This window comes from Cupriavidus sp. GW821-FHT07C08, assembly GCF_059419025.1.
The window spans coordinates 77,061-91,027 of record NZ_JBWKQZ010000039.1; the positions used below are offsets into that span (position 1 = coordinate 77,061).

Genomic DNA, 13,967 nt, shown 5'->3' on the forward strand with positions numbered 1-13,967 from the left:
CCGCAGGGAAACGAAGGAGCGCTGTCATGCTGAATTTTCGCAATACCTTCCGCGACGCCCTGCATGCCGGCCGGACCCGCATCGGCCTGTGGGTCGGCCTGGCGGACGCTAACGCCGCCGAGCTGCTGGCCGGCTGCGGGTTCGACTGGCTGCTGCTCGATGGGGAGCACGCGCCGAACGATGTACGGACCATGCTCGCCCAATTGCGAGCGGTCTCGGCCTATCCTGTGCACCCGGTGGTACGGCCGGTGAGTGGCGATGTGGCGCTGATCAAGCAATACCTGGACATTGGCGCCCAGACCCTGCTTGTGCCAATGGTGGACACGCCGGAGCAGGCCGCCGCCATGGTGCGCGCCATGCGCTACCCACCGGATGGCATCCGTGGACTCGGCGCCGCGCTCGCGCGGGCCTCGCGATGGAACCAGGTCGAGGACTACGTGAATCAGGCGAACGCGCAGATGTGCCTGCTGGTGCAGGCGGAGAGCACGCTCGCCCTGGAAAACCTCGACGGAATCGCGGCTGTGGAGGGCGTGGACGGCGTATTCTTCGGACCCGCCGACCTGGCGGCCTCGATGGGGTACCGCGGCCAGGTGAACCATCCCTCGGTGCACGCGGCGATTCTGGCTGGAATCAGGCGCGTCCGTGCCGCGGGGAAGGCGGCCGGTGTGTTGGCGGCCGACCCCGGGTTGGCACAGGAGTATCTGGAGGCTGGGGCCCGGTTCGTCGCCGTTGGCGTGGACACCACCCTACTAGCCCGGGCCGCGGCGGGGCTGGCCCGACAGTTCACCGGCGCACAGGCGCCATCGACCACGGAAGGTAGCCCATACTAGTTGCGCGGGCCATGTCTTCTACGGTGCGGGCGCGGCCGGATCGGAAGCCGCCTGCGCCTGGAAAAGCGCGGTGAAGATCCCGCGCAGCCAGATGTGCGCCGGATCGTCGTCGTGTCGCGTGTGCCAGTACATCTGGACATCGAACACGGCCGTGAGAAAGGGCACTTCGTGAACATCCAGGGCCGCCCTGCGCTGCAGGTGCAGGCCAATGCGCGATGGTACGGTAGCCAGCAGGTCCGACGTACCGATGACCTCCGGCAGGGCGAAGTAGTTAGGTATACGCAGCATGACCTTGCGCGACACGTTGAGATCCACGAGTCCTTCCTCCACGGGATCGTCGGGCGGGAGGACCATCACGTGGTAGCTCTGTTCGAAAACCTCGCGGGTCAGCGCGCGCTTCCGGCCGGATTGCCTGCGCCGCAACACGACGCAGTGGTCGCGGAACAGGGCCTCCTTGCGGATCGTCTCCCTGGGCATGTTCAGGTGGCCCACGGCGATGTCGACCTCGCGGTCGCGCAGCATTCGCTCGTAGCTGGAGCGCGGCGCCTGGACGATGGCCAGCTTGACGTAAGGCGCGAGACTGCGCAGCCGGCTCATCAGCGGTGGCACCAGCAGCATCTCCCCCACATCCGAAAGCAGCAGGCGGAACTCGCGCGTGCAGTCTTTCGGCCGGAAGTCGGAAGAGTCGATCAGCGAGTCCTTGATCGTTTCCAGCGCGGCGCGGAAGGGGGCCGCAAGCCGTTCGCAGCGCTCGGTGGGCTCGAGGCCACCCGGCGTGCGGACAAAGAGCCTGTCGGAGAGCGTTTCGCGCAGGCGCGCAAGCGCATGGCTGACGGCCGGCTGGCTGAGGTGCACCTCCTTGGCAACCTCATTGAGGTTCCTCAGTCGATACACGGAATCAAAGATCTTCAGAAGATTAAGGTCCAGTCGGTTGAAGTCCATCAGTGTCTCCCTATTTTTCTGTCAATTGCATCACATCGCTACATGCGGGCACAACCGCTAATTCGCGAGGCCCATGCCGTGTGGCGACCTAACGGAGAGGAACATGCCAGTTTTATCCAGTCCGCATGACGGATTGTTTGTCATTACCGGTGCCAGCCGCGGCATCGGCGCAGAGATAGCGCGCAGGGCCGCTCGCGAGCGGCCCGTCGTCGTGCTGTACCGGCAGGACACCCAGGCCGCCGGGCGTTTGGTTGAGGAGATTGCAACGGCTGGCGGCAAAGCCTGGGCGATCCAGGCCGACGTGGGCGACGAGGCCGCAGTGTGCGAGGCGTTCCGGCAGATGGACGCGCTTGGCCGCGTCGGTGTGCTGGTCAACAATGCAGGCCTCACGGGCGGAATGTCGCGCGTGGCGGATCTGTCTGCCGGGATGCTCGCCGAGGTATTGCGGGTCAATGTCTTCGGCGCGTTCATCGCCGCGCGCGAAGCCGTGCGGCGCATGTCTACCCGGTATGGCGGAGACGGCGGCGTCATTGTCAACATTTCGTCGGGGGCTGCGGTGCTGGGTGCGCCGGCCACGTGGGTGCATTACGCGGCCACCAAGGGCGCCGTGGACACCATGACCATTGGATTGTCCAAGGAGGTTGCGGCCGAAGGAATCCGCGTGAACGCAGTTCGCCCCGGTGTCATCGACACGGAGATCCAGCACCAGCGCACGCCTGCAGCGCTCCAGGCGATGATCGGCGCGATCCCGATGGGGCGCATGGGCACGGCGCAGGAGGTTGCGGATGCAGTAATGTGGCTGGCTTCTCCCGCTGCCGCCTATGTCACGGGCTGCCTGATGGACGTGCGCGGCGGCCTGTGAGGCCAGCCAGGTCGCACTCGGAGTCGCACGCGTTTTCGAGTGCGACCCGGGCGCGACTTTGGCTCAACCGGGACCGGCGCCTGGGTAAGACCGGTGGCGTCGGGCGATCAGAGCCCACCCAGGCAGACGTACTTCGTCTGCACATACTCCTCCATTCCGTACCTGGAGCCTTCCCGTCCCATGCCAGATTGCTTGATGCCCCCGAACGGCGCCACCGCAGTGCTGATGACTCCGGTATTCACGCCTACCATCCCGTACTGCAGGGCACCGGCCACCCGCCATACGCGTGCCAGGTCCTTCGCATAAAAATAGGAGGCAAGCCCGAACTCGGTGTCGTTAGCCAGCCGGATCACGTCTGCCTCGTCCCGGAACGGCAAGAGGGGCGCCACCGGTCCGAATATCTCCTCAGTAGCCACGCGCATCGATGCGTCAACGTCGACCAGCACTGTTGGCTCAAAATAGCTCCCGCCGAGGACGTGGCGACCACCGCCGACCACCGCACGGGCACCCTTGGACAAGGCGTCCGCTACCAGCGCCTCCACACTTCTCAAGGCGGGAGCGTCAATCAGAGGCCCAAGCTGGACGCCCGGCTCAAGGCCGTTGCCGACGCGCAGCGCCGTCGTCGCACGAGCGAGTCGCGCCGTAAATTCCTCGTAGATGCCGGCCTGCACGTAAAAGCGGTTTGCACACACGCAGGTCTGCCCGCTGTTGCGATACTTTGCGGCGATGGCGCCTTGCACCGCCGCATCCAGGTCCGCATCTTCGAAGACGATAAAGGGCGCGTTGCCACCCAGCTCGAGAGACATCTTCTTCAGGGTCGGCGCGCACTGCGCAGCCAGGGTTCGCCCGATGTCGGTGGAACCGGTGAAGGTCAGCTTGCGCACCAGCGAATTCGCTGTCAGTTCGGCGCCGATCACCCGCGCGTTTCCCGTGACCACGTTGAACACGCCGGGCGGGATGCCCGCCTGCTCCGCCAGAGCGGCCATGGCAAGCGCTGACAACGGCGTCTGCGAGGCCGGTTTGACAATAATCGTGCAACCTGCCGCCAGCGCAGGAGCGACCTTGCGCGCGATCATGGCGGCCGGGAAATTCCAAGGCGTAATCGCCGCGCAGACGCCCACCGGCTCCTTCTGCACCAGCAATTGTTTGTCAGGCCACGGCGAGGGAAGGAGGTCGCCATTGACGCGCCGCGCCTCCTCGGCAAACCATTCGATGTACGAGGCCGCGTAGGCGACTTCGCCGCGCGCCTCCGCAAGCGGCTTGCCTTGTTCGGAGGTCATCAGGACTGCAAGGTCTTCCTGATGCTGGTTTAGCAGTTCGAACCAGCGCTTGAGCAGGCGTGAGCGCGTTTCCGCAGTTTCCATGCGCCATTTCGCGAACGCTACATCGGCGGCTTCGATGGCACGCCGCGTCTCGGCGGCTCCCATGTCGGGAACGGTGCCGAGCAGCTCACCGCTGGCTGGGTTGCGCACCTCGATCTTGGCGCCGTCGTGGGCGTGGACCCATTCCCCGTTGATATAGGTTTGATTCTTCAGCAGGCGTGGCTGAGCTTGGCTGGACATGAAATCCTGACTCCTGGTGGACCGGGACCACAAAGACAGGGTGCCCGACGATGGTTGCGTAAATGGCTGGTGAGGGGCGCTAGGGCGGTTGCCGGCGAGTCGGCCATCCCTGAACGCGCGAACAGCGCCTGGTGGTGTTGGCTTGCAGCGTTGTCTGATGTGCCACGCGCAGCGCGACAGAAGCACGCCCACAACTGACTGGTTGGCTGGCTGCAGGTTAAGAAATAGGTCCGGCATTTGTCGACTGAAGACAATGCATTGGCAATATGCATTGGATAAATCGTCGGAATAGTGCACTGAGCTAAATGAATCAGGATGCTGCAATCAATGCATAAGCTCGAAGTCGGCAAGCCATTTACCATTGCCTCGGTCTCAAATAAGTTGATAGAAGCTCGTAGCGCTCCTGAGCACAGCTACGGGCGGCACAAGTCACGAGACAGCGCGCCCCGCATGGTTCATGGAGAAAAATGATTCTGCTATGTGGATATGCGGTCTGTGGCTGCGAAGTGAAAAAAAGTGCACATAGACAGACATAACGAAATGACCGAGAGGAGGCAGGAAATGGCAAGGAGACACGGCCAGTTGGCTGGCCGGCGGGGCTGCGGCGGTCGCAACCGTCAGAGCTCAAGGCAGCTCAAGCGCAGTGTGATCGAGGGGGCAGTGGCAATCGCGCTGAGCGCGCTATTTGCCTCGGCGGCACAAGCATTCGAGATCGACACGGGCAATGACGATCTGAAGGCGCGGTGGGATAACACCGTCAAGTACAGCGTCGGCGTTCGTACAAAGAGTCAGAACGGCCAATTGACAAGCGACGCAAACCTTGACGACGGCGATCGCAATTTCAAGAGCGGCCACCTCATCTCGAATCGTTTCGACCTGCTCTCGGAGTTCGACCTCAATTACCAGAATGTCGGTATGCGCGTAAGCGGCGCCGCGTGGTACGACACCGTATATAACCGTTCGACAAGCAACAATTCGCCATTCACAGCCAATGCAGTGCCGTACAACGAGTTTCCACGCGATACAAGGGACCTGCATGGTCGCCAGGCGGAAATACTCGATGCCTTCGTGCATGGCGAAGGTAACATCGGCGATGTCGGGATTACAGGTCGCTTGGGGCAGCACACCTTGCTGTATGGGGAAAGCCTGTTCTTCGGCAACAACGCAATTGCCGGAGCCCAGTCGCCTGTAGACATTGTCAAGCTACTGTCGGTCCCGAACACGCAGTTCAAGGAACTGATCCGACCTGTTCCACAAATATCGGGGCAGGTTCAAGTGCTACCTAATCTGGCTGTCGGCGGCTATTACCAGGTTCGCTGGCGGCGTGATCGGCTTCCGGGCGTCGGGAGCTATTTCTCCCAGGTTGACATTCTCGACACCGGGGGCGACCGCATCCTGGCCGGACCTAATGCAATCATTCCGGGGGGGGCGGGCTTCTTCCTTCAGCGTACCGACGATCAGACGGCGAAGAATTCCGGACAAGGTGGTCTCCAGTTGCGGTACCGCCCGGAAGGGCATGAAGTCGAGTACGGTCTATACGCCGCGCAGTTTCACGCGAAAGACCCACTGGTCTACGCCCGTCCGGGTGCGGGCTTCAATCCATCAACGGGCCAGGTGGGCACCTACCAACTGGTGTTCCCCGAGAACATTAAGACCGTTGGTGCGAGCTTCTCGACGACTATCTGGGATGTCAATGTCGCTGGCGAGACCTCCATCCGCTACAACATGCCGCTGGTGCCTATGGGCGGGTCAGTGGCCGTACCGACGACTGGCCTAACGGCGGACAACAATAACAATCCGCTCTACCCGGTGGGCAAGACTTGGCACGCGAATTTGTCGTGGATTTCTTTGCTGAAGCCGGGGGCGTTGTGGGAGGGCGGCAGTTTTCTAGGAGAGATCGCCTGGAACCGGCGCCTGGGTGTATCGAAGAACGCGGCGGCGCTAGACCCTAACTCCACACGCGATGCCGCGGCGATCCGCATGGTGTTCCAACCCGCTTACTACCAGGTATTGAGCGGACTCGACATCACCGTCCCGATCGGAGTTGGCTACGGGCTGTTCGGCAAGTCATCGGTGATCAATCCGGGCTTCAGCGCCTATCACGGTGGCGACATGAGCATCGGGGTCAATGGCGAATACAAAAAGGTCTGGAAGTTTGGTCTGAATTACACCCACTTCTATGGCGCAGCGGCGGGTGTGGTCGGACCGCCGAACAGTCCCGTCCAGGCCTTCACGTATGGTCAGGCGCTCAAGGACCGGGACTTCGTCACGCTTACCGTTCAGACCACGTTCTAGCAAAAGAGGAGACAGCAAATGAAATCTCGAAGTGTAGTGCTGCTGATGGCGTTGTGCGGCTTGCTGAGCGCAAGCCAGTTCGCCATGGGCGCCGTCAGTCCAGAGGAAGCGGCGAAGCTCAAAAGCACATTGACCCCATTTGGCGCAGAGAAGGCCGGCAACAAGGATGGCAAGATTCCCGCATGGGACGGCGGTTACACGCATGTTCCGGCAGGCTATAAGTCTGGCGATCAGCTTCCTGATCCGTACTCGAGCGAGAAGCCGCTCTACTCGATCACAGCCAAGAATATGGATCAGTATGCGGATAAGGTGACGGAGGGTGTCAAGGCGCTGCTGAAGAAGTATCCGGACACCTACCATCTTGACGTGTATGCGACCCATCGAACGGCGGCCGCACCGCAATGGGTGTATGACAACACATTCAAAAACGCGACACGCTGCAAGACAAAAGATGAGGGCGTGGCGGTCGAAGGGTGCTACGGCGGCATTCCGTTCCCCATTCCCAAGAGCGGTGTCGAGGCGATGTGGAATCATCACCTCCTCTGGGCTGGCGAAACGACATCCCTGAACGTTGCCAACTACATGGGCACTGCAAACGGTCGTGTGGATTTGGTCGTGCGCGCCTACAACAACGTTTCCTACCCATACTATGACAAGAGTGGCTCGCCCGAGACCTTCAAGGGCCAAAGCCAGTTGATGCGGTCGTTCATGACTGATCCTCCTTTTAAGGCCGGGGAACAGTTTCTCACCGTTGATTACGTGGACCGGCCGCGGCAGGCCTGGCAGTACCTGACGGGCCAGCGTCGCGTTCGCATGGCCCCGACGATCGGCTACGACACTCCCGACGACGTCAATTCTGGCCTCAATTACTACGACGAGGCATTCATCTTCTGGGGTCCTCTGGACCGATACCAATGGAAGCTGGTTGGTAAGAAGGAGATGTACATTCCCTATAACAACAACAAGTTCTTCCAGCGCGGCAAGAAAGTCGATGACTTGCTGATGCCGCACCACCATAGCCCTGACGCAGTGCGGTGGGAACTGCACAGGGTCTGGGTCGTGGAAGCTACGGTCGCACCGGGTAAACGACACGTCGTTCCGAAGCGGCGGCTGTATCTCGACGAGGATACCTGGGGTGCGGTGCTGGGCGAGGGATACGATGCGAATGGCCAACTGTGGCGCGTCCAGATGTCGCTGCCGTTCATCGCCCCCGAAGGCCCCATGGTGATGGCTAACGCGAACTTCGCCCTGTACAACCTGTTCACGGGCGCATACCTCGCGGCAATCGTAACGGATTGGTCGAACCCTTCTTATAAGTATTTCTTCAAGGTGCTTGACCGCATGCCCGCGACCTACTTCACACCGGAAGCGATGGCGGGCCAAGGCGTCCGATAAGCGCAAGTCAGACTGGCAGAAGCAGGGCGCTCAGCGGAGCGCCCCGACGGACAGATATTAATTATGCAAATGAAGTCTAGTTTGACGCGCACATTGGGAGCCGTCTTGGCTGCCCTTGTGATGTCGCCTATGGCAGCGACGAGCGCTCATGCCGAACCGGAGTTGCTGGCGCGCCCCTCCATGCAAGATGCACGCGCCAGCAACCGTGTAATGCTTGCTGTCAGCCGCGCGGGCAAGCGGTTGGTAGCCGTGGGCGAGCATGGCATCATTCTGCTCTCCGATGATAATGGGAAGACGTGGCAACAGACTCCGGCGCCAGTCAGCCTGACGCTGACGAACGTTCGCTACGTTGACGCAACGCATGGCTGGGCCGTTGGACACGGCGGTGTTGTGCTGCATACATCCGATGCCGGCAAGACTTGGCTCAAGCAGCTCGACGGCGCACAGGCTGCTGCGCTCGCGCGAGAGACCGCTGCATCACAGGCTGCGAAAGGCGGCGAGGACGGACGCCGCGCGCTGGCGGAGGCGGAACAACTTGTCGCGGATGGGCCCGACAAGCCGTTCTTCGACGTCTATTTTTCCGACGAGCTGCATGGCCTTGTTGTGGGAGCCTACGGTTTGGCTTTTGCTACCGACGATGGCGGCAAGCATTGGCACCCGATCCCGGATCGGATGCCGAATCCCAAGGGGCACCACCTTTACAGCATTTCTGTAGCAAACAACGAGCTCTTGATTGCAGGCGAGCAGGGCTCATTGTTTCGCTCCAACGATGGTTGGAAATCGTTTACTAAAGTCGATACACCTTACTCGGGCACCTATTTCGGCGTGTTGACCGGCAAGAAGGACGAGATTCTGGTCTTCGGGTTGCGCGGGAATATCTACAGCTCGCGCGACGCCGGCCAAACCTGGCAGAAGATTGATGGCGGCAGCTCAGCCACGGTGACGGCGGGCTTGCGTCTGTCAGATGGCGACGTGCTGCTTGTCAATGAGGCCGGACAGGTACTCCAGAGCCGTGGCCCCGGTGGCCAATTTCGGCCGCTACTCTCGCGTCACGGCTCGCAGCTCACAGGGATCGCTAAGTCTGCCGACGGAAACATCGTACTGAGCGGCATGCGCGGCGTGGCAAGTGTCACCCTCCCCACCCAGCCCGCGGAGCAGAAGCAATGAAGCATGACTCATCACTCGCTGAACATCCTGTCATCCACGATCTGCAAGACTTTGACAAGTACTCTGGGTCGCGGCTTGAGCGTCTGTTCTTCAACCATCGCCTCGCGGTAATTGCCGTATGCCTGTTGCTGACGGTCGCGCTTGGCCTGCAGGCAACGAAGCTCACGCTCAACGCCGGCTTCGAAAAGATGATTCCGACGAAGCACCCGTTCATCGTGAATTACCTGGCCAACAAAAGCGAACTTGCAGGCCTTGGTAATACGCTGAACATCGCCGTCGAGAATGCGAAAGGTACGATTCTTGATAACTCCTATCTGGAGACGCTGCGAAAGCTCAATGACGAAATCTTCCTGTTGCCCGGTGTTGACCGTGCATACATGAAGTCGCTATGGACGCCATCGACGCGGTGGCTTGGGGTGACCGAACAAGGGCTTGAGGGTGGTCCAGTAATTCCGGACGACTACGACGGCTCAATGAAGAGCCTCGACCAACTGCGCGCTAACATTGAACGCTCGGGGCAGGTGGGCCAACTCGTAGCGAACAACTACCGATCGAGCATCATTCGGGTGCCGCTGCTCGATAACGACTCGACGGGGCGTCGGTTGGAGTATCACGAGTTCTCCAAGAAGCTCGAGCTGTTGCGGCAGAAATATGAATCCCCGTCAATCAAGATTCACATCACTGGCTTTGCCAAGGTCGTAGGTGACCTGATCGACGGACTGCAGCAAGTGCTTTTGTTCTTCGCTTTGGCGATCGCCATCTGCACGGCATTGCTCTACTGGTACACGCGTTGCGTACGCAGCACGCTGCTGGTCGTGGCCTGCTCGCTGTTGGCGGTGGTGTGGCTGCTGGGGCTGCTGCCGACGTTGGGCTTCGAAATCGACCCATACTCGATTCTGGTGCCATTTCTCGTGTTTGCCATTGGCATGAGCCATGGCGCGCAGAAGATGAACGGGATCATGCAGGACATCGGTCGCGGTACACACCGGGTCGTGGCGGCGCGTTACACGTTTCGACGCCTCTTCCTGGCTGGTCTGACGGCACTATTGGCTGACGCAGTGGGTTTTGCAGTGCTCATGGTTATCCAGATCAAGGTCATTCAGGACTTGGCAATCACGGCCAGTATTGGTGTGGCAGTGCTGATCTTCACGAACTTGGTGTTGCTGCCAATTCTGCTTTCCTACGTGGGGGTAAGTCACCAGGCCGCACTGCGGAGTCTCAAGGCGGAGTCTTTCGACGAAGACGATCCTCAGCATAGGAAGCACCCGTTCTGGGCATTCCTCGACCTGTTTACGCAGCGAAAGTGGGCGCGCGTAGCACTGCTGACGGGAGCCGTTATGGGAATAGCAGGATTTGCTATCAGTCTGAATCTGAAAATAGGCGATCTCAAGCCAGGAGCGCCAGAACTGCGCTCCGCGTCCCGGTACAACCGTGACAACGCATTCACGGTGTCGAACTACTCGGCAAGCAGCGACACCTATGTTGTCATGGTCAAGACTCCGCAATACCAGTGCACGCTGTACAAGAACTTGGTGCAAGGTGACGCGCTTGAGTGGGAACTGCAGCAACTGCCCGGAGTAGAGTCGACGAACTCGGTTGCGGACCTGGCGAAGACGGCTGCTATGGCGATGAACGAGGGCAGTCTGAAGTGGTACGAGATTCCTCGCAGCCAGGACATGATCAACTCGATCACGAACCGTGCGCCGCGTGAGCTTTTCAACCAGGACTGCAATCTGCTGACGATTTATGTCTACCTGAAGGACCATAAGGCGAGCACGCTGGATGGTGTTGTGCGTACGGTGCAGGCGTTTACTGATCGCAACAATGCACGCGACCAGCAGTTCCTGTCCGCAGCAGGCAATGCTGGGATCGAGGCAGCCACGAACATTGTGGTCAAGAAGGCCAACACCCAGATGTTGTTGCTCGTCTATGCGGCAGTCATCATCCTGGCATTCGTCACATTCCGCTCATGGCGAGCGGTACTTTGCGCAGTGTTGCCTCTGATGCTGACTACGGTATTGGCTGAGGCACTTATGGTCGCGCTCGGTATTGGCGTCAAGGTGGCGACGCTGCCCGTTATCGCACTGGGTGTAGGCATTGGCGTGGATTATGCGCTGTACGTGCTGACGGTAGCCCTGTCCTGGATGAAGCAAGGATTGACGTTGTCACAGGCGTACTACAAGGCTTTGCTCTTCACGGGCAAGGTCGTAGTGCTGACGGGCGTGACGCTGGGTGTGGCCGTAGCTACTTGGGCGTTGTCCCCGATCAAGTTCCAATCGGATATGGGCATTCTGCTCGCGTTCATGTTCCTCTGGAATATGGCCGGAGCCCTCATTCTCCTGCCGGCGTTGGGCTACTACTTGCTGTCTCGGAAGAATCCTGCAGCTGAAGGCGAGCCGCTGGCTGTCAAAGGAGTGGATTCCACCGACATCGCACAACAAACCTGACGGCAACTTTGCCAAAGTCGATTCAACAGCTTGCTCGCGGCATCCACGCCGATTTCAGGCGGCGTGGGTGACCGATGGCCGAGCGGTGGCGCGCATGAATATGACCTACGCGCGCAAGAACGTATCAATGTTGCAAGTGTCGGCTGCAGCGATTTGGCGGATGCAAGGCGCATAAGTCCACAAATATCGAATTTTCATCGATGTTTCATCCCTATACGCATCCTATTGAGTCGCTAATTGTGTTCTTGCCGTCGGTGGGCGTCGGTGGGCGTCGGTTTGGCGAGGGACGCTTGCTGAACGCTGCTATGTTGGCGCGGCCGCGGTTGATATCGGGCCGGTGACCGCATACCTGGGGTATCGGCGGCTCGTCAGTCAATTGCTGGTCTCCATGACGCGGACTGATCTGATGTAGAGCGACGCAAACTGGAACATTACTCCCAGCCTTGCGCTGACCGGTGCGGTTTACAAGATGAACGACCGAACCTCAGCCAAGGACCCGATCTCGTTCGTATTATCGGTCGACTACCGCTTTCCAAGCGGACCGACGCCTACGCCAATTCATTCGGTGTATATCAAAGCTGCAAAACTTGCATCGCCGAAAGTCACGGACCGCGGGTACTTTGTCCCTCGCATCCAGTAGATTGTCACTTCAAATACGAGGCCGGAACTACGCGCCTTGAGCCAGTACATGCTTCGGAGACAAAGCAATGATCGAAATCGCAGTAACGCGAGAGGGGACCGTCAGCGGCAAGGCAGGCGACGGGTACACCGCCTTCCTGGGCTTGCGCTATGCAGCCGCGCCAACTGGCGATCTTCGTTGGCGGCCGCCCCATCCGGCCTCAAAATGGAGTGGAACGAGATCGGCGGATCGGGCTTCCCCCGTGCCGATACAGCATCTTCCTTCGGCGCAATCCCTTTACTATCCCGGCGAGCATCCGCAAAGCGAAGACTGTCTGACGCTCAACATCTGGAGCGCTGCACGGCACAAATCGGAACGCCGGCCCGTGATGGTCTGGTTTCACCTCGGTGCGTTCATCTTCGGTTCGTCCGCATGGAGCGGCAATGTCAATGGGAACCCACTTTTTGACGGCTCCGCGCTCGCGAGGCTCGGCGCGGTCGTGGTCACGGTCAATTACAGGCTGGGAAGGCTTGGCTTTCTTTCGCTTCCCGGACTCAGTGCCGAGAGCAGCCATAACGCTTCGGGAAACTACGGCTTCCTCGATCAGGTTGCCGCGCTTAAGTGGGTGCGCGAGAACATCGAGCAATTTGGTGGCGATCCCGAGAATGTCACGATCTTCGGCGTCTCCGCGGGTTCGGCGAGTTGCTCGCTCCATATGGCGTCGCCCCTATCCCGTGGACTGTTTCATCGGGTGATTGGTGGAAGCGGCGGGTTCATGGCCTCGCCGAGTCGCCGCAGCGGCCTGTTCGATCGTCTCCTGACGCTCGAGGCTGCCGAGGAGCAGGGGGAAAAGGTCGCGCACGCGCTGGGCACGGGTTCGCTCGACGCGCTGAGAGCGCTCCCGCCGGAAGCGATTCTGAACGCGCAAGTTCCGTCACAGGCCGGTCCCTGGTATATGGAATCGGTAGGCGCGTATATCGGCGAGGGCGTGTCCGATACCTGCTATCCGATCGTGGACGGATACGCCGTACCCGACGGCCCGGCTTCGATCTTTCAACGGCAACTGCACAACGACGTACCGCTGCTTACTGGTTCGGCCTACGATGACAGCACCGGCCTGCCCGGTATCGAATCCTTGCAGGACTATCGAAGTTACGTCCAGGACGATATGGGGGCCGTTGCAACACGGGCTCTGCAAACCTGGGCGGCAACCAATTCCCGCACCGCATATCAGGCAAGCGGCGATTTGCTGGCGGACCGCGTCTTCGGGTGGCAGAACTGGACGTGGGCCAACCTCGCGCATTCTCGAGGCACGCGCCCGGTCTACTACTACGATTGGCTTCACGCGCCACCGATGCCGGAAGGGCGCTATCTGGAACGTCGTACCGGTGCCGCGCACGCGGCCGAGATGCCTTATGTCTTTGATAATCTTGCGGCCTATGACTGGCCGTGGCGACCGGGCGACAAGAGGCTCGCGGCAATGGTTTCCCGCTATTGGATGAATTTTGCCAGGAGCGGCGATCCTAATGGCGATGGTTTGCCGCACTGGCCGGTTTTCTCGGGACGGGATGGCAAGTCGATGCATTTCTCCGCGCATGCCGGGGTTGGAACACCTACACGGCGCGAGCGTTTTGACGTGCTCGATGAATATTACGGAGTTGCGCGAGGCTAGTATCGGACATGTGCGGACTCTTAGGGATCTCCTTATACAGAAGTAGAGGCGTCTCGGCAGCGGGGCATGGAGCCTGTTCTCCGAGGAATTTGCGGGGTACTAGTACAACATCCCGTAAATAGCTTGAATAATTAATCACCTCGGATATCATGGCGGGATGAGCCGAGGCCGCCAAG

General features: G+C 60.2%; 9 protein-coding genes. 7 read left to right on the top strand and 2 right to left on the bottom strand.

The genetic code is table 11. The annotated features are described in order from the left end of the window. Positions 1–26 precede the first annotated feature (26 nt). Entirely contained in the window at positions 27–830 is an 804-nt protein-coding gene (gene hpaI / locus AC07UK_RS34510) for a 4-hydroxy-2-oxoheptanedioate aldolase (protein WP_494688148.1), read from the top strand. Positions 831–848: 18 nt separating this feature from the next. Here hpaI and AC07UK_RS34515 read toward each other — a convergent pair whose 3' ends face one another. Next, a complete protein-coding gene (locus tag AC07UK_RS34515) occupies positions 849–1,772 on the bottom strand; it encodes a LysR family transcriptional regulator (RefSeq protein WP_494688149.1) in 924 nt (307 codons plus the stop codon). A 103-nt stretch (positions 1,773–1,875) separates the two neighbouring features. On the opposite strand from AC07UK_RS34515, the gene AC07UK_RS34520 reads away from it, so the two are divergent. Beyond that, positions 1,876–2,634 (top strand): SDR family oxidoreductase, encoded by a 759-nt coding sequence (locus AC07UK_RS34520; protein WP_494688156.1) that lies wholly within the window; start codon positions 1,876–1,878, stop codon positions 2,632–2,634. A 107-nt stretch (positions 2,635–2,741) separates the two neighbouring features. On the opposite strand, the gene AC07UK_RS34525 is transcribed toward AC07UK_RS34520, so the two are convergent. Then, positions 2,742–4,196, bottom strand: a complete 1,455-nt coding sequence (locus AC07UK_RS34525) for an NAD-dependent succinate-semialdehyde dehydrogenase (RefSeq protein ID WP_494688150.1) — start codon at positions 4,194–4,196, stop codon at positions 2,742–2,744. Between the two features lie 561 nt (positions 4,197–4,757). Between AC07UK_RS34525 and AC07UK_RS34530 the strand changes: the two genes are divergently transcribed. The 5 genes from AC07UK_RS34530 (at position 4,758) to AC07UK_RS34550 (ending at position 13,791) form a co-directional block, all read left to right on the top strand. Then, the gene (locus AC07UK_RS34530; protein ID WP_494688151.1) at positions 4,758–6,491 is read left to right on the top strand and encodes a DUF1302 domain-containing protein; all 1,734 of its coding nucleotides are present in this window, start codon (positions 4,758–4,760) and stop codon (positions 6,489–6,491) included. Between the two features lie 18 nt (positions 6,492–6,509). Then, a complete protein-coding gene (locus AC07UK_RS34535; protein WP_494688152.1) occupies positions 6,510–7,886 on the top strand; it encodes a DUF1329 domain-containing protein in 1,377 nt (458 codons plus the stop codon). A 105-nt stretch (positions 7,887–7,991) separates the two neighbouring features. Then, a complete protein-coding gene (locus AC07UK_RS34540) occupies positions 7,992–9,053 on the top strand; it encodes a WD40/YVTN/BNR-like repeat-containing protein (RefSeq protein WP_494688153.1) in 1,062 nt (353 codons plus the stop codon). Continuing rightward, positions 9,050–11,500 carry an efflux RND transporter permease subunit gene (locus AC07UK_RS34545; RefSeq protein ID WP_494688154.1) on the top strand — a complete coding sequence of 817 codons (2,451 nt, stop codon included), beginning with the start codon at positions 9,050–9,052 and terminating at the stop codon, positions 11,498–11,500. Before AC07UK_RS34540 ends, AC07UK_RS34545 begins: the two co-directional genes overlap by 4 nt. Before the next feature lie 707 nt (positions 11,501–12,207). After that, on the top strand, positions 12,208–13,791 hold the full coding sequence (locus tag AC07UK_RS34550) for a carboxylesterase/lipase family protein (protein ID WP_494688155.1): 1,584 nt from the start codon (positions 12,208–12,210) through the stop codon (positions 13,789–13,791). Positions 13,792–13,967 lie beyond the last annotated feature (176 nt).

Excerpts from the sequence above, each read along its gene's own strand:
- AC07UK_RS34535 (WP_494688152.1), top strand. The coding sequence starts at position 6,510 with ATGAAATCTCGAAGTGTAGTGCTGCTGATGGCGTTGTGCGGCTTGCTG.
- AC07UK_RS34520 (WP_494688156.1), top strand. The coding sequence starts at position 1,876 with ATGCCAGTTTTATCCAGTCCGCATGACGGATTGTTTGTCATTACCGGT.
- AC07UK_RS34525 (WP_494688150.1), bottom strand. The coding sequence starts at position 4,196 with ATGTCCAGCCAAGCTCAGCCACGCCTGCTGAAGAATCAAACCTATATC.
- AC07UK_RS34545 (WP_494688154.1), top strand. The coding sequence starts at position 9,050 with ATGAAGCATGACTCATCACTCGCTGAACATCCTGTCATCCACGATCTG.
- AC07UK_RS34530 (WP_494688151.1), top strand. The coding sequence starts at position 4,758 with ATGGCAAGGAGACACGGCCAGTTGGCTGGCCGGCGGGGCTGCGGCGGT.
- AC07UK_RS34515 (WP_494688149.1), bottom strand. The coding sequence starts at position 1,772 with ATGGACTTCAACCGACTGGACCTTAATCTTCTGAAGATCTTTGATTCC.
- AC07UK_RS34550 (WP_494688155.1), top strand. The coding sequence starts at position 12,208 with ATGATCGAAATCGCAGTAACGCGAGAGGGGACCGTCAGCGGCAAGGCA.
- hpaI (WP_494688148.1), top strand. The coding sequence starts at position 27 with ATGCTGAATTTTCGCAATACCTTCCGCGACGCCCTGCATGCCGGCCGG.